The organism is Synechococcus sp. MU1655 (assembly GCF_023630655.1).
Taxonomy (GTDB): domain Bacteria; phylum Cyanobacteriota; class Cyanobacteriia; order PCC-6307; family Cyanobiaceae; genus Synechococcus_C.
In genome coordinates this window covers 1-21,466 of the sequence record NZ_JAKUHK010000006.1, presented here as the reverse complement: position 1 = coordinate 21,466, position 21,466 = coordinate 1, and the positions used below count along the sequence as shown (strand labels likewise).

General features: G+C 49.6%; 22 protein-coding genes, 1 tRNA gene and 1 pseudogene. 14 read left to right on the top strand and 10 right to left on the bottom strand.

Annotated elements, in window-relative coordinates:
- The 4 genes from NCN04_RS00855 to NCN04_RS00840 all read left to right on the top strand — a co-directional run.
- A partial coding sequence (locus NCN04_RS00855; RefSeq protein ID WP_250394876.1) for a type 2 periplasmic-binding domain-containing protein occupies positions 1-927 on the top strand: 927 nt, incomplete at its 5' end.
- Positions 927-2,201: a mechanosensitive ion channel family protein gene (locus NCN04_RS00850; RefSeq protein ID WP_250394875.1), complete on the top strand. Its 1,275-nt coding sequence runs from the start codon at positions 927-929 to the stop codon at positions 2,199-2,201. The genes NCN04_RS00855 and NCN04_RS00850, both read left to right, overlap by 1 nt.
- Positions 2,202-2,599: 398 nt before the next feature.
- Positions 2,600-3,499, top strand: a complete 900-nt coding sequence (locus NCN04_RS00845) for a phosphate/phosphite/phosphonate ABC transporter substrate-binding protein (RefSeq protein ID WP_250394874.1) — start codon at positions 2,600-2,602, stop codon at positions 3,497-3,499.
- A complete protein-coding gene (locus tag NCN04_RS00840) occupies positions 3,496-5,880 on the top strand; it encodes a putative bifunctional diguanylate cyclase/phosphodiesterase (RefSeq protein ID WP_250394873.1) in 2,385 nt (794 codons plus the stop codon). Before NCN04_RS00845 ends, NCN04_RS00840 begins: the two co-directional genes overlap by 4 nt.
- Before the next feature lie 336 nt (positions 5,881-6,216).
- Here NCN04_RS00840 and NCN04_RS10720 read toward each other — a convergent pair.
- Positions 6,217-6,607 (bottom strand): annotated as a pseudogene (locus NCN04_RS10720) (class I tRNA ligase family protein); the annotation flags it as partial.
- Between the two features lie 111 nt (positions 6,608-6,718).
- Here NCN04_RS10720 and NCN04_RS00830 point away from each other — a divergent pair.
- A complete protein-coding gene (locus NCN04_RS00830; RefSeq protein WP_250394872.1) occupies positions 6,719-7,792 on the top strand; it encodes a mechanosensitive ion channel family protein in 1,074 nt (357 codons plus the stop codon).
- Between the two features lie 10 nt (positions 7,793-7,802).
- Here the strand turns inward: NCN04_RS00830 and NCN04_RS00825 are convergent, their stop codons facing one another.
- Positions 7,803-10,547 (bottom strand): valine--tRNA ligase, encoded by a 2,745-nt coding sequence (locus NCN04_RS00825; protein WP_250394871.1) that lies wholly within the window; start codon positions 10,545-10,547, stop codon positions 7,803-7,805.
- Positions 10,548-10,639: 92 nt separating this feature from the next.
- Between NCN04_RS00825 and NCN04_RS00820 the strand changes: the two genes are divergently transcribed.
- Positions 10,640-10,921 (top strand): hypothetical protein, encoded by a 282-nt coding sequence (locus tag NCN04_RS00820; RefSeq protein WP_250394870.1) that lies wholly within the window; start codon positions 10,640-10,642, stop codon positions 10,919-10,921.
- Positions 10,922-11,088: 167 nt separating this feature from the next.
- Here NCN04_RS00820 and NCN04_RS00815 read toward each other — a convergent pair whose 3' ends face one another.
- Both NCN04_RS00815 and NCN04_RS00810 read right to left on the bottom strand, forming a co-directional pair.
- Positions 11,089-11,739 (bottom strand): 2OG-Fe(II) oxygenase, encoded by a 651-nt coding sequence (locus NCN04_RS00815; protein ID WP_048347510.1) that lies wholly within the window; start codon positions 11,737-11,739, stop codon positions 11,089-11,091.
- 5 nt (positions 11,740-11,744) lie between these two features.
- Complete coding sequence (locus NCN04_RS00810) at positions 11,745-12,212, bottom strand: protein phosphatase (protein WP_250394869.1); 468 nt, start codon at positions 12,210-12,212, stop codon at positions 11,745-11,747.
- 62 nt (positions 12,213-12,274) lie between these two features.
- On the opposite strand from NCN04_RS00810, the gene NCN04_RS00805 reads away from it, so the two are divergent.
- From NCN04_RS00805 to NCN04_RS00795, 3 genes are read left to right on the top strand one after another with little or no spacing between them, the layout of a single operon-like run.
- Positions 12,275-12,532, top strand: coding sequence for a hypothetical protein (locus tag NCN04_RS00805; protein WP_048347512.1), 258 nt, complete (start codon positions 12,275-12,277; stop codon positions 12,530-12,532).
- Positions 12,533-12,571: 39 nt separating this feature from the next.
- Positions 12,572-13,492, top strand: coding sequence for an oxidoreductase (locus tag NCN04_RS00800; protein ID WP_250394868.1), 921 nt, complete (start codon positions 12,572-12,574; stop codon positions 13,490-13,492).
- A gap of 5 nt (positions 13,493-13,497) precedes the next feature.
- Positions 13,498-13,896 (top strand): Fur family transcriptional regulator, encoded by a 399-nt coding sequence (locus NCN04_RS00795; protein WP_048347514.1) that lies wholly within the window; start codon positions 13,498-13,500, stop codon positions 13,894-13,896.
- An 18-nt stretch (positions 13,897-13,914) separates the two neighbouring features.
- Here the strand turns inward: NCN04_RS00795 and NCN04_RS00790 are convergent, their stop codons facing one another.
- Positions 13,915-14,118, bottom strand: coding sequence for a hypothetical protein (locus tag NCN04_RS00790; RefSeq protein WP_250394867.1), 204 nt, complete (start codon positions 14,116-14,118; stop codon positions 13,915-13,917).
- A gap of 1,011 nt (positions 14,119-15,129) precedes the next feature.
- Here NCN04_RS00790 and NCN04_RS00785 point away from each other — a divergent pair.
- The 3 genes from NCN04_RS00785 (at position 15,130) to NCN04_RS00780 (ending at position 16,334) form a co-directional block, all read left to right on the top strand.
- Positions 15,130-15,300, top strand: a complete 171-nt coding sequence (locus NCN04_RS00785; RefSeq protein ID WP_245407169.1) for a hypothetical protein — start codon at positions 15,130-15,132, stop codon at positions 15,298-15,300.
- 102 nt (positions 15,301-15,402) lie between these two features.
- On the top strand, positions 15,403-15,585 hold the full coding sequence (locus NCN04_RS10715; RefSeq protein ID WP_048347519.1) for a DUF8647 family protein: 183 nt from the start codon (positions 15,403-15,405) through the stop codon (positions 15,583-15,585).
- A gap of 518 nt (positions 15,586-16,103) precedes the next feature.
- Positions 16,104-16,334 (top strand): CAB/ELIP/HLIP family chlorophyll-binding protein, encoded by a 231-nt coding sequence (locus NCN04_RS00780; RefSeq protein WP_048347520.1) that lies wholly within the window; start codon positions 16,104-16,106, stop codon positions 16,332-16,334.
- A 403-nt stretch (positions 16,335-16,737) separates the two neighbouring features.
- Here NCN04_RS00780 and NCN04_RS00770 read toward each other — a convergent pair whose 3' ends face one another.
- The 4 genes from NCN04_RS00770 to NCN04_RS00755 all read right to left on the bottom strand — a co-directional run bounded on the left by NCN04_RS00770 (position 16,738) and on the right by NCN04_RS00755 (position 17,931).
- Complete coding sequence (locus tag NCN04_RS00770) at positions 16,738-17,031, bottom strand: 2Fe-2S iron-sulfur cluster-binding protein (protein WP_048347521.1); 294 nt, start codon at positions 17,029-17,031, stop codon at positions 16,738-16,740.
- 289 nt (positions 17,032-17,320) lie between these two features.
- Positions 17,321-17,521: a hypothetical protein gene (locus tag NCN04_RS00765; RefSeq protein ID WP_048347522.1), complete on the bottom strand. Its 201-nt coding sequence runs from the start codon at positions 17,519-17,521 to the stop codon at positions 17,321-17,323.
- 10 nt (positions 17,522-17,531) lie between these two features.
- Positions 17,532-17,690, bottom strand: coding sequence for a hypothetical protein (locus NCN04_RS00760; protein WP_245407170.1), 159 nt, complete (start codon positions 17,688-17,690; stop codon positions 17,532-17,534).
- Between the two features lie 169 nt (positions 17,691-17,859).
- Positions 17,860-17,931 (bottom strand) — tRNA-Val (locus tag NCN04_RS00755).
- A 57-nt stretch (positions 17,932-17,988) separates the two neighbouring features.
- On the opposite strand from NCN04_RS00755, the gene NCN04_RS00750 reads away from it, so the two are divergent.
- A complete protein-coding gene (locus tag NCN04_RS00750; protein WP_250394866.1) occupies positions 17,989-18,501 on the top strand; it encodes a metal-binding protein in 513 nt (170 codons plus the stop codon).
- A 103-nt stretch (positions 18,502-18,604) separates the two neighbouring features.
- Positions 18,605-19,435, top strand: coding sequence for a nucleoside triphosphate pyrophosphohydrolase (gene mazG, locus NCN04_RS00745; protein ID WP_250394865.1), 831 nt, complete (start codon positions 18,605-18,607; stop codon positions 19,433-19,435).
- A gap of 1,208 nt (positions 19,436-20,643) precedes the next feature.
- On the opposite strand, the gene NCN04_RS00740 is transcribed toward mazG, so the two are convergent.
- Positions 20,644-20,895 (bottom strand): hypothetical protein, encoded by a 252-nt coding sequence (locus tag NCN04_RS00740; protein ID WP_250394864.1) that lies wholly within the window; start codon positions 20,893-20,895, stop codon positions 20,644-20,646.
- Between the last annotated feature and the right edge of the window lie 571 nt (positions 20,896-21,466).

The window sequence follows — 21,466 nt, the reverse complement described above, 5'->3', positions numbered from 1 at the left end:
CTGCGAAATCTTTATCAAGACTCACTATTAAGCTCCTTTCCCAACAGTCCACAGTGGACACAACAGTACGACGAGGTCATCAAAAACCTCTCCTTCGTTGACGACAAACTTCTCTTCGCTCCCTTCGCAATCCTTCCACAGATTTCCTGTTATAACAACAAAGCTGTGAAACAGCCGCCTGAAACAATCCAAGAATTGGTGGAACTTGGCGCCAGCGGCGTTCGCATCGGGCTATCAACGCGCACCGATGAGATCCTCTGGACGGCTGGTTCGACCGGTGCTATCCCAGGCATCAGCTCGCTGGTGAACAAGACCAATCAAAACAAACTGCAACCCAAAATCAAAGAGTGGATCACATGGTTACGACAAGCGGCTTATTACCAAAACATCTCCTTTTACAGCCAGCAATCTGAACTTATCAATGAATTGGCCGCGAATAATCTTGACTGGATCTCCTGCCATTCTTATCAAGTGCTGGAAATCAAAGAGAGAATGGGGGAAAAGCTCAGCATTGCGATCCTTCCGAATGGGGTTCAAACTAAAGCTTTTGCATGGCCGTTCGTCTTTGCTTTTGGCCTGGGCACTGATTCAAGCCCAGCACAACGGGCGATTGCTCTGAGTTATGTGAAATCGAATACCAATGCGGTAGGTCAAAGGCAACTGATGCTTCGAACAGAGGATTTCCTACCAGCGAACAAGGATGTTGATATTCCGAATCAAAGCTCACAAACCCTCAAGGCCTACAACGATTCCTGGAACAAACAATCACTGAGCTATCTCAAGGAGTGGCCCATGATCCTTCAATACCTAGGAACACCCAAGAAATATCTTGCAGTCAGTGCAACTCTAGCCAAATTGACCAGTGGGATCATCAGCATTGACGAAGCTGTGCATATTTTAACCAACTTGAGCAAACAAGGTCAATAATGAACAACCTTTTCTTCGAGATTTCATCCTGGTCTGGATACATTGATCGACCAGCTGTTACGTGGCAGTTGCTCCTGATTACCTGCGCACTGATCACTGACGGCTTCATTCGCAAACAGCTGAGCACAAAAAATGCCTCACTCAGCACTTGTCTGGCAGTAGGTCCTCTGACACTGATTGTCATCAGTATTTTGCTTGGGGTGGCATCCATTCCCACAGGAATCACAATCCGCTTTGGATCGATCTGGGCAGCATGGAACCTGCTGTTGTGGATCGAACAGAAGCTAATCCAACGCAACCCGAAGGATCGAAGAGCCCGGTGGCTCAGGCGACTGGCCCGGCCGGCCATCCTGGTTTTTGCACTGCTTTACTGCATCGATCGACTCAGCAGCCTCTCATCCATCGGTCTCATTAATGTGGGCACATTGCTGGATTCCCAACTGGCGCTCGGCAAACTTTTTTCTTCCCTCATCGGCCTCTATCTGATTCTGATAGCCAGCGCACCGATCGCATTTCTGATCTCATTGTTATCACAAGCAGCCCTAAAAATCAGCGATCAAAGTCGACATGCGATTGAAATCATTGTTCGATATCTGCTCATCAGTTTTGGCCTCCTGGCTGTGGCCCTTCAGGCTGGTTTCAACGCAACAGCATTACTAACCATTTCAGCAGGATTGTCGGTTGGTCTTGGTTTCGGAGTGAAAGAAATCTTTGCGAATATCTTCAGCGGAATCTGGCTCTTGTTCGAAGGATCCATCCGACCGGGAGAGATTCTGATGATCAAAGGCGAGCCTTGCCGAGTCAACAAATTATTACTTCGAGCCACACTCTTATCACGGGAACGGGATGACGCTGAACTGCTCATTCCCAACCAAACCTTGTTCAATCAAGATGCTGAATCATTCACCGCTGGCGAAAACTTCAGACGAGACGAAGTGGTTGTCGGTGCTGCCTATCACCATGAACCGCAGCAGGTGATGGCACTTCTCGAGCAGGTTGCCTGCCAACATCCAAGGGTCCTACTACATCCTGCACCCAAAGCTTTCGCGATCGACTTTGCAGAGTCTTCGATCAACTACAAACTCAAGTACTCGGTCCGTCATCCCCTCGAGGCTCTCACCGTAAGTAGTAACTTGCGTCAGGAGATCTGGACTGCGTTCAACGACCATGGGATTGGCATCCCCTTCCCACAACGCCAGGTCTATCCGATGGAGTGGCCACCCAACAGTCAATCAAGCCTGCAATCCCAGCGAAACCCGCACGATCACTCCTAATCGTTTTCGGGCTAGCGCAGCTAGCACTGCAGTGTCTGCAGCTCACCGCCTACCCAAAGGCATCCCTGGATTGAATCTGACAAGACACAAAAAGTCGCAGAGTTCCTGCAACCAAGCTGCCTTTCACCAACTCAATCGATCTTTCTCAGTCCTTCACAACAGTGAGCAACTGAGTCGTCAAGGGATTGGGAACACGCCAGACGAGTCATTGACAATGACATTACAAGCCTAAAATTAACTTAAAAGAGATCACGAACCCCAAGCTCAAGAGACAATACCAAATCAACAACCTATACTATTGATATCCACGGTTACATGATTACCACAAAAGATCAACGATAGGAACATTTTTGGCAAACACAAGCCTGTACAAACCCTAACACTCAATGCAATCAAGAATGTCTATTTTAACGATAAAGCTCCTACTCATAGCATTTGCCGGAGTAATCGCTGGATGCAATCATAATCACTCAAAAAGAATTGAATCTAGTAACGAATCAAGGCTTGCGACAAACACGGTGAAAGATTGCGCGGGTGAGCATTCCGCAGATGCAAAACTTCGAACAGTTTCCATTGTCCCTCAATTCTCCGCCTCGAGAATTCATTCTGATTACTGGCCTCTTCTTACAGAAATAGGAAAGCGCACAAATATATGCTTCAAGCTCGAACAACAAAAATCAATTCCGTCATTTGAAGTAGGGCTCAAATCAGGGTCTTACGATTATGCCTTTATGAACCCATACCATCAGGTGATGGTGAGCGATATCTATCAACCTATCATTAGGGACAAGCAACGTTTGCTCACAGGGATCATTGTGACCAAAAAAGGCAGCAATATTAATTCCGTACAGCAAATCAATGGACGCACATTATTGCTGCCGGCACCCAATGCATTTGGCGCATCACTACTGACACGGGCATACCTTGACAAGAAGAATATCAAGTTCAATCCAAAATACGTCAAAACGCACCAAAATGTTTATCGCGGGGTCGCACGAGATTCGGAGCTTATTGGGGGCGGGGTCAACAACACATTCAACCGAGAAAGCGACGAGCTTCGCTCCAATCTATCTGTCTTGGTTGAGACCCCTGGGTACCCAGCTCATCCCTTTTCAGCACTGAAAGAGCTACCCCCTGAAGAAATTAAGAACGTTCAAAATGCGTGGATCACGATTTCAAAAGATTCCCATTCAAAAAATCTATTTAGGCAAGTTCAGATAAAAATCCCTATCAAGGCTAACTACACTCAAGATTACGCCCCACTTAAAAATCTTAGGCTGGAAAAATACGTGCAATGAACTGGCACTTGAAAAGAAAATTTAATATTAAAAAAGCAGTCCTTGTCTTCCGCCATAACGCTGTTCCACTGACACTGATGGCATCCTGCGGCCTTATTGCTCTATTCGGAGCAGACCGATGGATTCTTCGAAATTTAGAAGAACAAAGAAATCTTAATTTCAAGCAAGCAATCAGCAGAATTGCATTACAACTTAGCGAAAATGTCCTACTTGAAAACTACAACAATATTGATACACTTCTCCTACGAATTCTTGATGAAGACCTTCATGTGACATGCCTGTTGGTTTCGGATAACAACGGGAAAATATTGTCAATTGCGAGTCGTGAGCAGCCGGGTGCTCCTGCATCGATTAAATATGGCAAACCACCAAAAAAATGTCAGGCAAGCAGACAAGAGCCAAATAACAAAACAATTTACAATGGAAACTTTTACGCAGAAAGAAGAATCGAAAACAACAATCTACCCCTTGGATATGTAACAGGACATGCAGTCAACGACGAGAATGACTTAGCACTAATTCGCAAAATTGAGATTATTCTCTTTGGAGCATTTGGAGTTGCCTTTCTACCGGCTTTTGGATTACTTAGCTGGTCGAGTCTCCGTCAACTAGAGATAGAGCAAGAAAAGACTGCACGAGTTTCAGGGTTAATTAAGCAGCTTCAGGAAGCCCAAGGTCGAACACATGCTGCTTTTGAAGGAACCAATGACGGCTGGGTTGAGTGGAATCTACAAACAAATCAATGCTTACCATCACTTAAGATGAGACGACTATTAGGCATACACAAATATCACAGAATCGCGCAAAGAGCCAATCATTCACTAAGCGAAAACTGGAAATATTTTATCATCAAAGATGATTATCAAAAGTTTCATTTTTTCCTGGATACCATTAAACGCAAAACCGGCAGACCTCACTTGCCCGAAGTATCTGGAATTGAGGTTCGCATTAAACCAATCGGTTCAGAAAAAATTCAAACCCTGAAGGTTGAAGCGGTAGTCACAAAAAGTGTCAATAATGAGCCTTCAGTGATAGCTCTTGTTGCGAATAATATTACACGGGCAAAAGAACAACAACAGCGAATTAACCATCTCGCTTTTTATGACACCTTAACAGGCCTTCGAAATCGATTCTCCTTTGAGGAAGAACTAAAAAATGCTGTAAATGGCCTCAATAGAAATGAATATCGCTTAGCAATATTTGCCATTGATATTGACAATTTTAAATTCTTAAATGACTCTCATGGGCATGCGGCAGGTGATCAATTTCTAATCCAGGTTGCCAACCGAATCAAATCTTGCTTACGAGCCAATGACTTTGTAGCTCGTCTTGGAGGGGATGAATTCGTCATCATTTTTAGACTTCCATACAAAAGCAACAGCGAGATAGAAACCCTAACCACATCAATAGCAGGAAAACTCCTAGCCAAATTATCAAATGCCTTTAGCCTCACAAATTGTACTGTTTACAATACCTGCAGCATTGGAATTTGCATCGCCAATACTGAATCTAAGTCTACAGCAACATTATTAGACAAAGCGGACATGGCTTTATACAAAGCCAAAGGAATGGGGCGCAATTGTTACTATATCTATCAAGCGGGAATGGCATCAGCTCTTATTTCAAAAGCCACTACCGCAGAAAGACTCAGAGCATTGATTGACGCAGGCGAAAGCGGACTTTTCTTGCAGCCAATTATAAGACTAGACACCAATGACTCTTTAAATAACAAGGGACAACAACGGATCGCTGGATATGAAGCCCTTTTTCGTTGCCCTCGCCTTAAAAACAGTATTCAATACTTAATATCATGCGCGGAAGAAGCGGGCATTATTAATTCCATTACAGAGTCCATACTCGACGGAATCAAAGATGAATTAAGCAAAATACGTCATAACAAAAATGCTTATATATCGATAAACATAAGTCCTATCCAATTTTTAGAAAACAAATTCCCCTCAAAGTTCTTGCATCAGCTTCGCGATAGAGACATTGATCCCGAAAGAATCTGCATAGAAATAACAGAAACCGCCGTCTTAGAAGACACCAATTGCGCACTAGATCATATTACCTCCCTTCAAAAGGAGGGAATTCGCTTCTCTCTAGATGATTTCGGCACTGGCTATGCCTCAATCGAACTCCTTAGAAAGCTACCATTTACCTATTTAAAAATAGATAGAACCTACATTCAAAACATCCATCAAGAATCAGAGATCAAGCTCATCAAATCTATTATCAGCATGGCCAAAGCGTTTAATATGGAACTCATAGGAGAAGGGGTAGAAACTATCGGACAAAAAACCATCCTTGAATCCCTTGGCTGTGAATATGCCCAAGGATTTTTATTTAACAAAGATGGCAGTTACAACCATGTCAGTTAATCAAGGAGCATTCCATCGAGAGTTGGTCAACCACTGATAACAACTCAGTTCAGATCGCACAGCCTTTTAGGTGCTAACTCTGCCCGCGCCTGCTTCTCTGCAAGGTTGGGATTGGCTCATAGGCCGGGGAAGCCCTTGATCTCCTTCTCGGGCTTGGCGATGTCTTTCGCTAGGCGGGCCTGAAGTGCTTCCAGATCAACCAGGCCTTCGATGGGTAGTAACAGGGGCAGACTCGGCGTCCGCTGCGGTCATTAACTGGACGGATTTCGGTCGAGTCAAAGACGTGATATCAGACGTACCTTGCCCAAAGACTTCCACCAAAGCTGGGCGGTCAGTCACGAATCGCACGGGTAACGATTGGGATGGTTTTAAACCCGCAACGGCTCGCCAATGACGGACCAGGCGTATTACAGCGATCAACTCAGCAAAGGACGTTTCCAATTCATCATCCAAAGCAACCTCGTCCCCAACTGGCCAAGATTGAAGTGCCAAGACAAAGGGTTCGCTCTCCGCGGTAACGCTGTGCCAAAGCTCCTCTGGGAGATGCGTCATCAGGGGATACAGCATCAGAGGCATTGGACTGATCACGATTGCCAGCACCCTCCCGCACTAGAGCGCAGCGAAGGCCGTCGGTGCCATAGCTCAATCAGAAGCAGCGGATCAATACCAAACCAGCGCTCTTGCTCATCTTGCGGTTCTGCCCGTCCCGAACCAACCCGTGGATGTAGCGAACGCTATGACAAATCAGCCCAATGAAAGTTGATAGACCTCTGCATTCGGCCTGATCAAAGACGAAGGAGACGGCAGACTGCATGAAGCAGATCACCACGATGACGCAATGAAAGAAAGGATCATTCAAGACGTGGATTTGATCCACTCCAACTCCGGGGTATTGATTGGTACTGCCGTTCTGATAGCGCTCTGGCTTGTCCTTGGACTCATGGAGCGGAGAGGGCAACATCTTGGAGGGATGATCGCGAAAGCAATCCGTCAGCCATTGCTCCTAGGGCTCAGCACCTCTCTTTACTTGGGCTGGCTCGGACGCCAAATCGCCAACAATGTGGGGTGGCTGGATGGCAGCAATGCTTTAAAGCTCTCCGCCACAATCACGATCCTCGCCGTCACGTGGGCGGTGAGCCGATTGGGCCACACCGTCATGGAGACCAGACGTTTTGAGCGATGGCTCCAGATGGACGACCCTAAGGATCGCGCGATGGCCATCAGCTTTATTGGCCGCATCTACACAATCTTGATTCTGTTGATTGGTGCTAGCGCCTTGATGCTCACCTTCGGGGTTCCCGCCACAGCACTGGCGGCTCTAGGAGGAGGCGCGGGAGTCGGACTGGCATTCGGGACGCAGAACATCTCCCAAAACTTCTTCTCCGGCTTCATGCTGTTCTTTAACCGTCCCTTTAAGGAAGGGGACTGGATCAGCACCGACGGAATGGAAGGAACCGTTGAAAATATCGGCTGGTATCACACACGACTACGCACATTTGAGCGGCGACCAATGTATATCCCCAACGCAGTATTTGCAACGAATAGCATCGTCAATCCCGGACAAATGTATAACCGCCGGATCCTGGCAAATATTGGCTTGCGATACGAAGATATCCCCGCCATGGATACCATTACCAAGCAAGTGCGCGAGCTCCTAAAAAACCATAGTGCGATTGACAACAACCAAATCATCCTGGTGCATTTCAACGCATGGGAGAGTTCTTCGCTCAATCTTCAGGTTTATTGCTTCACTAAAACCACAAACTGGCAAGACTACTTAGACATCCAGCAAGAAATATTTCTTGAGATTGCAAAAATTGTAAAAGCTAACAATGCCGACTTTGCTTTCGATTGCACCACCCTCTATCCAGCCCCCAATTTAAAACCAGAGCAGCTATTCCCCTCGACCTAACAGCCACTATTTATCCCAAATCCGCCAACCGTCTGCGCGCAAGGTCAGCCTGAGACTCCGCTTCAGCAAGCTTGACCTTGCATTCAGCGACCACATTCGCTGGTGCCTTATCCGCAAAATTCGGATTACTGAGGCGTCCCGCCAATCCCTTGATCTCCTTATCAGCTTTGGCGATGTCTTTTTCAAGACGGCCCTGAAGTGCTTCAAGGTCAACCAGGCCTTCGATGGGCAGCAACACCTGTAACTCACCGCAGACACCAGCGAGTGCTTTCGCAACAGGAGCCGCCTCGGCCTGAGCCTGCGTCATTAACTCAACAGATTCAGCTCGAGTGAGCGCAGTGATGTCAGCCGTACCTTGCTCCAACACTGCCATCAGCTCAGGGCGGCTCGTCACGAAACGAACAGGCACCGATTGGGACGGCTTCAAACCCGCAACGGCTCGTAAATTACGAACCACTCGAATGGCAGCAATCAGCTCGGCAAAAGAGGCTTCCAAACCATCATCCAAAGCACCCTCGTCTTGAGAAGGCCAAGGCTGAAGCGCTAAAAACGTGATTTCGGGCTCAGCAGTCACGCTGTGCCACAGCTCTTCGGTGAGATGGGGCATCAACGGATGCAACATCAAATGCATTTGGCTGATCACCTTCGCGAGCACTTGTTTGGCCGTGTGCTGATCCGCCAAGGCTGCAGCGCTGGGATCCTCGCCTGGATTTAAACGACGCTTGCTCAGTTCCAAGTACCAGTCACAAACATCGTTCCAAGCGAATTCATAGAGGCCCTTAGCGGCTTCACCAAGGGCATAACTGCTGTATCGCCCTGCCGTTTCCTGATTCACGCGCGCCAAGCGCGACAAAATCCAACGGTCGGCGAGCCGCAACGCGGAAACCTCTGGCTCACCAAGCTCTGCTGGTGTGGACCCACCCAGATTCATCAGGGCGAAACGGGTGGCATTCCAAAGCTTGTTCGCGAAGTTGCGAGAGGCCTCAACCGTGGCTGAGGTGTCCTTCTTACGGTCGTAATCGAGGCGAATGTCCTGGCCAGCACCGGCCACCTCGCGCACCAGAGCAAAACGCAGGGCATCGGTGCCGTAGCGCTCAATCAACAACAGGGGATCGATCCCATTGCCGGCGCTTTTGCTCATCTTGCGGTTCTGCTCGTCCCGCACCAGACCATGGATATAGACGTCCTTAAAAGGCATCTCACCGGTGAAAGCACCGGCCATCATCGTCATCCGGGCGACCCAGAAAAAGATGATGTCGAAGCCTGTAATCAAGGTGCTAGTGGGGTACCAACGCTGAAGGTCAGCGGCATTCGCATCGGGCCAACCCAGGGTTGAAAACGGCCAAAGTCCACTCGAGAACCAGGTGTCGAGCACGTCTTCATCCTGCTCAATACGGGCCTGAGCTCCAAACTGCTCTTGGGCTTTCGCCAGCGCTTCAGCCTCATCCCTAGCCACCACATAAGGCGTGGTGTCGGTGTACTTGCCGCCGGTTTCACTAATGACAAACCAGGCGGGGATGCGATGGCCCCACCACAGCTGACGACTGATGCACCAGTCGCGGATATCTGTCAGCCAATCGCGGTAAACCTTTTCCCAGCGCTCGGGAATAAAGCTGGGATCCTGTTGAGCCAGTGCTTCTCGACAGCGAGCAGCGAGAGGCTCGGTCTTGATAAACCACTGGGTGGAGAGCAGCGGCTCCACCGGCACCTTTCCCCGATCGGAGTGGGGAACGCTGTGCCGGTAGTCCTCGACCTTGACCAACAAGCCGTCTTCATCAAGGGCTGCCACCACAGCCTTACGCGCCTCAAAGCGATCCAAGCCTTCGAAGCGCCCGGCCTGGGCATTCATCGTGCCGTTCTTGCGCATCACCGTGATCTGAGCCAGACCATGACGCTGCCCAATCGCGAAGTCATTGGGGTCATGAGCTGGTGTGACCTTGACGCAGCCAGTGCCGAACTCCTTCTCCACGTGATCGTCGGCAACGATCGGGATCTGACGGCCCGTAAAAGGGAGGTCAAGGGTCTGACCCACTAGATGGGCATAACGCTCATCGCTGGGATTCACCGCCACTGCCGAATCACCGAGCATCGTTTCGGGCCGCGTAGTGGCGACCTCAAGATGACCCTCACCACTACTGAGCGGATAGCGGAAATGCCAAAGATGGCCATCCACCTCCTTCATCTCCACCTCCAGGTCACTCACCGCGGAGCCCGAAGCAGGACACCAATTCACCAAATATTCACCGCGATAAATGAGGCCCTGCTCATGCAGGCGAACAAAGGCCTCTTTCACCGCCTCGCTCAACCCCTCATCCAACGTGAATCGTTGGCGCTGCCAGTCGACGGAATACCCCAACCGACGCAACTGATCGACGATGCGACCTCCACTTTCTGCTTTCCACTGCCAGGCGCGCTCCAAAAAAGCCTCACGGCCAAGGTCATGGCGCGTCTTGCCCTCCTCCTTGAGCTGCTTCTCAAGAATGGTTTGGACTGCAATCGAAGCGTGATCCGTACCAGGGAGGCAAAGCACGTTTTTGCCCGCCAACCGTTGATAGCGCACGATCGTATCGATCAGAGCCGTATTAAAGGCATGCCCCATGTGCAGGCTGCCGGTGACATTGGGAGGCGGGATCACCACCGCAAACGGTTCGCCCTCAGCCGCAGGATCGGGATGAAAGGCCCCCACGTCCTCCCAGGCCTTCTGCCATCTGGCTTCCGTACCAACCGGGTCATAGGTCTTGGCCAGATCCGACACGGGTAGAGCCCATACACGCCATTCATGGTCGCAAAAGACGTTTTCATTCGGCTTGACAGCGATGATCAAAGAGCATCAATACCAACCGATCCATGGGCTCAACTTCTAACGATCTCAGCGCTGCAATCCAGCAGATGCTTGAAGCTGTGGCCCAGAACGATAATCTCAAGAGGAGCTTGAGGATGGCCACCACAGCGGCTGCCGTTAGTGAGGTAGCAGCACAGGCAGGGGTAGATCTCGACCCTGCTGCATTGGTGAAGCACTACGCCCAACGCCTGCTCGATGCTTCCGATGCGACCGCAATCCACAATTTCGATCTCTGCAGCTGGGATGCAGGCGAATTGCTATGGACGATGAAAAACTGGAAACTCTGAAAAACAGCCATCACTTCTCAGAAGAACAACAGCCCTTCCATAAACCAGAGCAATCCAACGTTGAACAACAAAACTAATCTCACATCAAGTTTCAACGACAATCCAAACAATCACAATTAAAAGCAAATAATGATGCAACTAAAATCTTCCAAAAGTAGCCCGTACCCCTAGACAGAGGGAGGGAGAATGTCGTCTCCCTGTGCCAGGCGCTGTAGATAACCCTGACGCGAACCAGCATTAATCCATCCTGTGGCAATCGTCTTACTCAAATCCGGATTCACCCTCCCCCGGTGAATGTGAGATGGACCCGCTGGAAAAATAATTAACTTGCCGCGTTCGGCGGGTTCGTGATGGTTCTGCCAATGGAATTCCGTGCCTGCCTCTTCCACCGTGTCGCAATAGAGAATCCAAGCCAGCACACGATGCACTGGCTCAGTTGCTTCATCACTAATCGTCCAATCACAATGCCACTGCTTAAAACCTTCGCCAGGGGCATACCGCTGAAGGTTGAAGATCGGCATCACGAACAACTCTTGATCAGGGCAGACCGAACGAAACAGCGGCCTTTCTTGCAAAAAGCGTTCGAGTCCAGCGGCAACGCCGCGCAAGATCACCTCAGATAATCCAAAGGCATCTGGATCACTCCGATCAATCGCGACCAGGCTGATATCCGTCGACACCTTGGCCGGTTCTTCAGCACCGCCTGGCCCGAAGGCCACCCCGGCCCGCTGCAGATCAGTGCGGCGATCAAAAAAGGCGATAGCACCATCAGCCACCGCCTCAAAACCAGCGTTGCGATACCTGGCGATCAGGTCCATGGTCATCAGGAGTCAGAACGTTTCCAAGGGATCGCGACGATGCCATCAAGAGCTTGCCACTGACTTTGATCAGCAGTCACATGTTCGAGCAAATCAACCCGCTTTAAAGCACGAGTTAGACGTTCCGGTGCCAGCACTAGGGGATCTTGCGGGGCTTGAGAGAGCAGCAGCACTTCCGTATCAGCTGGATCTGCCAAGACATGGAGCTCCAGATCGGCCAACTCTCGTTCAAAAAATGTGCGTCGCATCCGCGTCGTGATCGTCTCCCCCAGCGACGTCGCGAAATGCTCAAGACTTTCGGTGTCCCCTGAAAGACCGCAATTCAAGGCAAGCCAGATCATCAATTTGGCCCAGCCATCAACCGTCCAAATCGGCTGAAAACTGAGACGGTGCTGTCGAATCAGCTCCAAAAGCGCAAAGTCCACAAGGGTTCCCTGCAGCTGGTCAGGATCCGGAAGGCTCATATCAAACATCTTCTGCAAGACATCTTCCCTACCGGAGGTCAAAATGGTGGTGCTAATGATCGACTCTGGCCATGACCCTGGATCTCAACGATCCCGAACTCGAGTTCTCGGATCTGGTATTTGCCTATCAGAGCTGGGTGATGGCCGTCATCAACGACGAGAAGCTCGAAGGCGATGACCAACTCCTGACAGATGAGATCGCCGAAGACGCACTCAATGCCATGAGATTCCTACCGGGCGAAGTCACCAGTGCGATTGAAACGTCTCTTGCCCGTGTCTACGACGTCGACGCCGACGAATTAGCGGAATTGCTCTTCCCCGAAGACTGATTCCAACCGCGAGACTGGATCTTCTCTGACGTCTGCTGCATGGGCTGGACCCTGAAGGACATCCCAGACCAAACTGGACGCGTGGCCCTCGTGACTGGGGCCAACAGCGGCCTGGGTTTGGAAACCAGTCGTGCGCTTTTACAAAAGGGCGCAACCGTACTGATGGCTTGCCGCAGCCAACGAAAAAGCGAAGCGGCACGCCGAGACTTGCTGGATCTCGGCACAACGGGCGTTGACCTGCTGGATCTTGATTTATCCGATCTCAACAGTGTTGAACGCTGCGCCAATGCTGTCCAAGAGCGTTATGGACGCCTGGACCTGTTGATGAACAACGCTGGCTTGATGGCCCCACCAAGACGGTTGAGCGTCCAAGGCTTCGAAATGCAATTTGCAGTGAACCATCTAGGGCACATGGCACTCACCCAAAGGCTTCTTCCACTGATGGAAGGCCGAGAAGATGCCCGGGTGGTCACTGTGACGTCGGGAGCGCAATATTTCGGCAAAATGCAGTGGTCAGACCTGCAAGGTGAGCGGCGTTATGACCGATGGAAGGCCTACAGCCAAAGCAAATTGGCCAACGTGATGTTTGCACTCGAGCTCAATCATCGACTTCACAAACAAAACAGCACGGTGATATCACTCGCGGCCCATCCAGGCTTGGCCCGCACCAACCTTCAACCGGTCTCCGTGGCCGCGACAGGAGCCTGGCAAGAGTCTTTGGCCTACCGACTGATGGATCCCTTATTTCAAAGCGCAGCGATGGGCGCTCTCCCCCAACTCCATGCAGCAACAGCAAGCAGCGCTAAGGGTGGAGAACACTTTGGGCCAGGTGGGTTTGCATCGATGCGCGGAATGCCAACACGTCAGCCTGTAGCCCGTCCTGCCAGAGACGCCGAGCAACGCGAACGTCTTTGGAGGATCAGCGATGACATGATCCTATGCAATAAAAGCGAGGTCTGATCACCATGACGACCCAGCCGACAGCCAGCCGAACTCGACAGCAACGCCTTCTCGACGCCTTGCGTGACAGCGGTGACGAAATGAGTGGGCAACAGCTCCATCGACTCTTAGAGAGCGGATCCAACGCCATGGGACTCGCAACGGTGTACCGGAACCTCAGACAACTGCAACAGCAGGGTCTGGTGCGCTGCAGGCATCTGCCTACAGGAGAGGCCCTTTATGCCCCAATTGAGCAAGACCGCCATCACCTCACATGTGTGGACTGCGGAAGAACCAAAGCATTGGATCACTGCCCGATTCACGGACTCTCAATCTCCACCGAAGAGACATCCGGCTTCAAGATGTTGTTCCACACTTTGGAATTCTTCGGTATTTGCTCTGAGTGCCAACAAAATCACCCTTAAGCAGCCTGTCAGCAGTGATCAGCTCCCACTGCAGAGCTTGGCAGCAAAGGCTCGTTTCTCGGCAAAACCACCCTTCGCTTCCTTAATCACTTCATCCACGCAATGATCGAAATATCGAGCCTGGTTTGCGATCGGAGCAATTTGAATCGCAAAATAAATAACTGAAAATGTTGCCAACACTGGATAGAGGTGGGCATTGATCAGATCTCGAGCGTTCGGCATGGAAGGCACTAACAGTTGCCTCTCAATCATTACCAATACTGCTATTTTAAGGAGATTTTAAATAAAAAATCGTTTCGTTGCTCAATACCCAGAATCCTGATTGCAGCTCACCAACAAAATCGTGGGAGCAAAACTGATCAGTACTGAGACTCGGAAGCGCTAGCAGCTAGGCGCTGACACAACAGAACATGAGGGATTCGCCAAAGCCGAAACACTGGCACCTAAGAGATTTGAACCGCAAGCTCATCCAAATCCCTCAGCGAATTCAAATAAGAATATGGAAGTGAAAGCAATAAAAATCCCCGCCCAAGGCGGGGCATTAAAAGTTGCTAAATCAAAAGTTTAGACTTGGGAAGATCTCACCATCTCACTCGAATGTTCCCACCATTCGGGCCCTGAAACGTAACGCCGCCTTCTGGCCTCTGAGGCTCATAACGAGGCCCCCAGTTAATTGGCCTACGCCCTTGCCACCAGTCTCCATTGCGTCTACAAACACCACCACCTTCGTAGTGATAGCCGATTGCACAAACTTGATGATCCCTCCTGTGCTTGGGCTTGCAATATCCAGCGCCATAACCTTCACCTGTCTGAACCCAGTGCCGATTAGGGCCACAATTTTGTGCTGCACTTACAGGCAAACCTGCAAAAGAGAGAGATTGCAACGCGGCACAGCATGCCATGGCCACATGCTTCACTTTCAGCATCAATTTCACCCGCAAATTCCAACCATGACCCTTGACGGGCTTGATGTCAGCTGATCTTTGCAATCTTTCCTTATCTCTAGCGAGCAAGTCAAAGGACAAAACAAATCAGATCAAGCCACCCAGGAGGAGGACTCCCCATCAAAGCGAACCAGACAGACCAATGGGCGCCTGATCAAGACAGCCAGACGTGGAAGCAAATACTTATCAATCGTTCATAGGAAACGCGAGTTCGGCCGATGGGGGGATTTCACTGTCACGGACAGATCGGCTCACTAGCGATTATTTGAGAGTTCTGAATTGAATTCAAATGTCAACCGAAATTCGTAACTGGGATGTTGTTGCCAAAGCCATGGAGGCATCAGGTGCAACATCCAGTCAAATGTATCAACGTGCCAAAGCATTAGCTCAAGGTAAACCTGACCCAATGCCAACAAGTTTCCCAGAAGCTCCATACAGCATCTCAGCTGTTTCTGGCTGATCACGACCCACCACTATTGCAATCCGACAACGTGTCCTTCCGCCTTCACCGGGGGTTGGACACCTTGCATCCCCCTATTAAAAGCAGACTGAAAGAAGTTTTATGTCCACCCATCAGGCCTTCAGACGCTATGCAATCCGATACCGAGACTCACTTGGAAACATCCACGAAGACAATGTTTACGCTTCAGATGCGATAGAGGCACAAAATTTAGCCATGGAATTCAACAACGAACTCAAGCGAAGGCCGCAAAGCATCACGGCCATTCTTCAAACTTTTGACTAAATTAGCTGAATCAATTATTAGGAGCGGCATAAACCTGAGGACAAGACTAGTTGGCCAACTTAGCCAATAAATTTCGCAATTCTGGCAGCCTCTAGATCACACATCACATATCACACGCATCGGATCATTGTTTATTTTCTAGCCCTTCACCGGACTGACAGTGGTAATCACTCAGGGAGCCTTCCATTTGAGCCACCCCTTACAGGCTGGCGAGTGGAGAAGAGGTTCCAGGGCTTGTTGTTGAGCGAGAGAATGATCTGAACGGTGGCGTTGTCGTGAGGGTTCTAACGGACGCCAATGTTGTGCGTGCAGTCACCCTGGCAACGCTTCAGCATGGTGAAAGAGGAGCCTGACCTAAACACAGGGTCACGGAGGAAGGAACGAACACAAACACCTCGTCAATACTCACGTTTAGACCACACAGGTAGGTCCTGAAACCGAACCTTCTGGTGCGGCTGCCCCCCTTCCAAGTGCAGGGAAGCAGATCTAGACCTATCAGGTCCCAATCGGAGACATTCATGACCACAACACTCCGCGCTCCAACTGGCCTCGTCACCAGAGATGGCGAAGGTCACGGCAATGTGTACGCCAAAGAGCCCCGCATGGAATATGCAACGGCGGATGCTGGCTGGGGCTTCCATTCACGAGCAGAAAAGCTCAATGGACGATTAGCAATGCTTGGATTCGTTGCTGCTATAGCCACAGAATTGCTGACTGGAGAAAGCTTGCTACGCGCCATTGGTCTTTGACGAGATCAACCCAGATCAATTTATTGGATGACAAATATGAAATTTTTCTCGGCAATTGCTGCCCTCACCCTATTGACAACTCCAGCCCAAGCAAACACTGGAATGAAGCCCCCAAATCTCCTCATGGAGAAGCTCTATTACGCTGAAGGACGTCAACATCCTGACCATCCACTTCATGGATCGTTTTCGGGACTCTGTTGTGGTATAGATCGCTGAAGCGATCAACAGCTCCAAAGCCACGTGTGAGTCACCGAGAACGCAGAAAGGACAAAAGAATGGATGAATCAGCTAAAAACTCTGATTCATCCAACAACACAATGATTAACCTTACTTAGAATATTGGGCCCACAAGTTAAAAACAAATCCTATTCATTGGCACATGGCATGGATCGACGCTAGCAACTCAGTAAAGATCATCTTCCGCATTTGCAATCACGGAACAGTCACTAACGGGATACGAAACACACAGAAGGGCAAAGCCTGCAGCAATCTGGTCGTCATCAAGAAAACTTTGATCGCTCTGATCGATTGATCCAGCAACTACCTTCGCGGCACAAGTCGAGCATGCGCCTGCACGACAGGAGTAAGGCATATCAATACCGTGCTCTTCTGCAGCATCAAGAATGTATTGATCATCTGGGCAGCTAACAACTGTCTCAGTTCCATTACTAAGGATCGTTACCTTAAAATCAGCCACATGAAGACTTGCAATTACTCAAAGTTTTAGCTGTTCCTGCTTAGCAAAGGAGAAAAATCAACAACCCCACACATAAACATGGCTACGAATCATAAGCTACGCAATAGCAAGCAAAAAATCGCTAACTGAATGGAAATATATCCATTGAGCGAAAGGGCCACGCCACCGTCATCAAGACAAACCCAAACAGACTAAAAAAAGGCACTTAGCGTTTAGGCATCAAAGAAGACGTTGATTAATTAGATCAATCCAATCAATTCAAGACTTAAATCATCAAGCAAGACTAGATTTACCCGGCTTCAAGCTCAAACGACTGCTCTAGCAAACAGCGAAAAAGCTGATCTTTGCTTTGCGCCAAAAATTGTTGCTCGAGTGGATCACCGCCAGGCCAATTCCGAAGCGCATCGCTAGTGGTTTTATACGCCAATCGCAACGCTTCAAGGCTCAGGTGGACAGTGGCGACGATTTCATGGGAATGATCTGATGACATGGAAAACCCCTTATTTTTCGGAAATGACGCGTTCTGTAGCGACTTTTTGCATGAAGTAGAGGTCTAAAAGCTGTCCAGCTACTTCTTTGAGCTCATCCATATCACTGGCGTGCTGGATAGCCCCCTGAAGTCGAAGCTTCTCGAATTGAAAGTGGAGAGGCAAACTCATGGCAGGGTCGTTGCTCGAAACGAATGTAAAGAACTATCAAGATTCGATTGGTAGTCATTTCTACTCAAAACGAATCCGGCTCTCAGTGATCAGCGCTAACCGAGCGGTGACACCGTAACCAACGGCATCGCACCACAGCACACTGCTGGGCTTTTGGAGGTGATTGAGATGGGCGATCCAGGTTTCGAACCAGGGACATCCTGCTTGTAAGGCAGGCGCTCTACCGCTGAGCTAATCGCCCTTAGACAGTGATTCTGCCTGAAGGTGGCAGGCTACCCCACTCTTTGCTTCAACCAGCATGGCTTCCGGCCGGGAGCACGATCGCGCCACCTGTGTTCTGGCTTTGCTCTACGGGGTCATCTGGTGGCCATGGCTAGGACTCAGTGGTGCCTTCTGCAGTGCACTGGCCTTTTTATTCGGCGGACTCTTCCTTTCCCCTGACCTCGATATCAATTCCAGGCCCTATCAACGCTGGGGGGTGCTGCGCTGGATTTGGTGGCCTTACCAACGCCTGATCCGTCACCGCTCAGTGCTGTCGCACAGCCCAGTTCTAGGAACAGCGATTCGGATCGCCTATCTCAGCGGTTCAGTCGCAACGATCAGCTGGCTGGGCAGCCGTTGGGGCACCCCAACCCCAGAGCAATGGCGGAGCTGGCTCCAACACACATGGAACAACTCATCCAACTCCGTCCTCGTAACACTGATTGGCCTTGAAGCGAGCGCTTGGCTGCATCTGATTCAGGACGGTGACCCCATGCCAAAACCTCCCAGCAAGCGTCTGCCACCTCGCAAGCGAAGACATCGCCGATGACTACAGATGCGCATCCTCTCTGAAAGGCACTCAGGGGTGGTCAGTGCAAGTTGTCCTGACAACGAGACTGAGGATTCCTCGATCTGCCCCAATGAGCGACGCCATGCACGATCTGGTCGAGGTGGTCGCGCAATTGCGCGACCCCAACCATGGTTGCCCTTGGGACCTCAAGCAAACCCATCAGACCTTGGTGCCCTATGTCCTGGAGGAGGCTCACGAAGTCGTCGACGCGATCCGCCATGGCGATGATCAACATCTCAAAGAGGAGCTAGGGGATCTGCTCCTACAAGTCGTGCTCCACGCCCAACTCGCTCAGGAAAAACAACGCTTCGATCTCGATGCGATTGCTCGTGGAATCACTCAGAAATTGATTCGCCGCCACCCTCATGTCTTTAGCGATGCAGAGGCCCATGACTGCGAGACCGTCTCCGCGAATTGGGACGCCATCAAAGCCGCAGAACAAGCCGATCGAGGCGAAAGCCTTCCAGAATCAAGCAGCCCACTGAGCGATCAACTCACCAGAAAAGTTCGCGGACAACCAGCCCTGGCTGGAGCCATGACCATCTCACGCAAAGCCGCCAAAGCAGGTTTTGAGTGGGATGACATGAAGGGGGTTTGGGACAAGGTGCACGAGGAGCTTGATGAACTCAAGGAGGCCGTCTCCTCCGGTGATCGAAACCATGCTCAGGAAGAGCTCGGCGACCTGCTATTCACCCTTGTGAATGTGGCTCGCTGGTGTGACATCCAGCCGGAAGAAGGCCTCGCCGGCACCAACCAGCGCTTTCTCGATCGCTTCTCTCGCGTGGAAGCCGCTTTGGGGGGACAACTCCAAGAGCGCAGCATCCAGGAACTGGAAACGGTTTGGCAGCAAGCAAAGCTTGAAATCCGTGCCGCACAAGCCTCCAACCCCGCAGCTCACATCAACCATCCCTAAAGGTGGGCAAGCTGCCCATCGTTCAATGACGGACGCCATTGGCGATTTTTTAAACTGAACTCCACGTTCATTGGCCGCTTAGCCCAGCGTTGTTGAGGCAGTAGTCGTTCCAGATGCAGCTGGCACTCAGTGCTTTTCGAATATTAAGAGAAAACTATCAATAGCAGACACTTGTTCAGTGTTTTTGCTTCATGGCAGCGTAGGGAACATTAACGAGCTAATTCGTTCTTGTGAACACAAGAGTCCTGCCAGACTTCTCATCAACCAAAGAACGAGAGGCGGTCAGAATTAGAGCAGCAAGCAGCAGTGACTTCCTTTTCACCGCTGTCTCTAAATGGCTCTTTAACAAACGCCGTATAATTGCAAAAAGTAGTTTAAAATACAGAAACTAAGACAACTTTGATTCGCACTCATCACCCACTCTTGCAATCCTTGAGTTCACTAGTTAAATTTCGGAGAACTTGGAGGCAAAAAATGCAACGCCACCTCTTCCGAAAGAGAAAGGAAAATCAACTGATGAAGTTCGTTTCACTTCCTTTTGCCCTCGTTGGCTGCGTTGTAGTTCTTGAGTTCTTAGGATCTGAAGCGCCAATAATTGGATTGAAGCCAGAGCAGGTTCCCCAGCAAGTCATGGAGACATTAAACTCAACTCTTGAGAATTTAGCTTCTTCTAGATTTGTGACCTTCTGAACCGCCTCTCCCATTCAACAGTGTTTAGAGTATCTGCACTGATTCAGAGGAGGACACATCCTTAACAGGAAAAAATCAACCCGACATCTATACACACTAGAAGCAATTCCAATCAGAGACGGGCAGCGGATCCCAGATGTGGGTGTAGACAGAGACAAATCTCTTATCTCCAATAACTTGTCAAAGGAAAGACGACAAAACTCATCGAATGGAATCACACAAAGGAATGGATGCCTCTGAATGCCAATTGGGGGTCAGTGAAAGACGCCAAAGTCTATTTTATTGATCGAGCCAACCACAACCTCAAGAATTAGATGGATCTATCAATCTGAATGCATATGAGAATTCAAAGTCGGCAGAAGACAACAGTGAACCGCTCCAGCTATCAGCGCAAAAGGCTGTTAGCGAGTGCCTCCGTTCAGTTGAGGCTGACTCCTGAGACAAGCTTCTGAATGAATAAACACCATATTCAGACAATGAGATGCTCGAATGCATCGCAACAATCGACATTAAAGGCATTAGAAAATTCCTAGGATAGTTTTTTTCTTGCAGTAGCCAGCACCAATGTTCATCCAACCTGACTTACAAGCTTCACCGTAGGTGGGTTCAACTTCATAGTAAATAGGTGATACACATTTTGTACCGAGTGTATTAATGTATCCGAGAGGACACTGATCATAACCCTCGGCTTTTGGTATTTCTTTTTGTGCATGAGCTGAAGAACCAACAACAAAAGAAATACTAACGAGCACCCAGGCGAGCTTTTTCATCGGCATTTCGGTATTTGTTTAACTGCTATTAAAAATTACTGCATATCTGATATAGAGGCTAGGGCAACAGAGGATCAATATGTTTGCAATTGTTACTGGGAGATTACGATGGAAGCAAAGGCATTAAGCGGCTCACACCTCAATCTGAATAGCTGCAACTAGGTGACACTGTCGAGCTCACGGCTAACGAATTACCAGCCCCACCAAGAAAGGAGTTTTTATTGCAGAAAAAGCTCGATTATCAGATTCACGATGACTTTAACCCTAAAAAAGACTGACATTAAAGGAGCATCATGACTACTTAACGCCATGTCTTCCGACGAGCTTACAACGAAAACATCTACATGTAAAATCCATACTTTGCCCGAGCTTAGATCTGCGTACAACCAACTCATATTGTTCCCATTTTTCAATCATCAAATGAGCTTCTGGACTGCCTACCTTTTTTTAACTCACCACGTTTCTTCTTGCTATCAACCCTTTTTCGTTGCGAGGATCGTGTTGGACGAGTTTCTTTCCTTTTAGGTGGTGGTGACTTAATTCCTTCTCGAATCAAATCGCCCAAACGCTT

Bases quoted from the DNA above. Each gene is read 5' to 3' on its own strand.
- NCN04_RS00810 (WP_250394869.1), bottom strand. From the start codon at position 12,212: ATGTTTGATATGAGCCTTCCGGATCCTGACCAGCTGCAGGGAACCCTT.
- NCN04_RS00795 (WP_048347514.1), top strand. From the start codon at position 13,498: ATGACGACCCAGCCGACAGCCAGCCGAACTCGACAGCAACGCCTTCTC.
- NCN04_RS00800 (WP_250394868.1), top strand. From the start codon at position 12,572: ATGGGCTGGACCCTGAAGGACATCCCAGACCAAACTGGACGCGTGGCC.
- NCN04_RS00805 (WP_048347512.1), top strand. From the start codon at position 12,275: ATGACCCTGGATCTCAACGATCCCGAACTCGAGTTCTCGGATCTGGTA.
- NCN04_RS00830 (WP_250394872.1), top strand. From the start codon at position 6,719: ATGAAAGAAAGGATCATTCAAGACGTGGATTTGATCCACTCCAACTCC.
- NCN04_RS00750 (WP_250394866.1), top strand. From the start codon at position 17,989: ATGGCTTCCGGCCGGGAGCACGATCGCGCCACCTGTGTTCTGGCTTTG.
- NCN04_RS00790 (WP_250394867.1), bottom strand. From the start codon at position 14,118: ATGCCGAACGCTCGAGATCTGATCAATGCCCACCTCTATCCAGTGTTG.
- NCN04_RS00845 (WP_250394874.1), top strand. From the start codon at position 2,600: ATGTCTATTTTAACGATAAAGCTCCTACTCATAGCATTTGCCGGAGTA.
- mazG (WP_250394865.1), top strand. From the start codon at position 18,605: ATGCACGATCTGGTCGAGGTGGTCGCGCAATTGCGCGACCCCAACCAT.
- NCN04_RS00765 (WP_048347522.1), bottom strand. From the start codon at position 17,521: ATGTCATCAGATCATTCCCATGAAATCGTCGCCACTGTCCACCTGAGC.
- NCN04_RS00820 (WP_250394870.1), top strand. From the start codon at position 10,640: ATGGGCTCAACTTCTAACGATCTCAGCGCTGCAATCCAGCAGATGCTT.
- NCN04_RS00815 (WP_048347510.1), bottom strand. From the start codon at position 11,739: ATGGACCTGATCGCCAGGTATCGCAACGCTGGTTTTGAGGCGGTGGCT.
- NCN04_RS00780 (WP_048347520.1), top strand. From the start codon at position 16,104: ATGACCACAACACTCCGCGCTCCAACTGGCCTCGTCACCAGAGATGGC.
- NCN04_RS00840 (WP_250394873.1), top strand. From the start codon at position 3,496: ATGAACTGGCACTTGAAAAGAAAATTTAATATTAAAAAAGCAGTCCTT.
- NCN04_RS00760 (WP_245407170.1), bottom strand. From the start codon at position 17,690: ATGAGTTTGCCTCTCCACTTTCAATTCGAGAAGCTTCGACTTCAGGGG.
- NCN04_RS00850 (WP_250394875.1), top strand. From the start codon at position 927: ATGAACAACCTTTTCTTCGAGATTTCATCCTGGTCTGGATACATTGAT.
- NCN04_RS00740 (WP_250394864.1), bottom strand. From the start codon at position 20,895: ATGAAAAAGCTCGCCTGGGTGCTCGTTAGTATTTCTTTTGTTGTTGGT.
- NCN04_RS10715 (WP_048347519.1), top strand. From the start codon at position 15,403: ATGTCCACCCATCAGGCCTTCAGACGCTATGCAATCCGATACCGAGAC.
- NCN04_RS00785 (WP_245407169.1), top strand. From the start codon at position 15,130: ATGTCAACCGAAATTCGTAACTGGGATGTTGTTGCCAAAGCCATGGAG.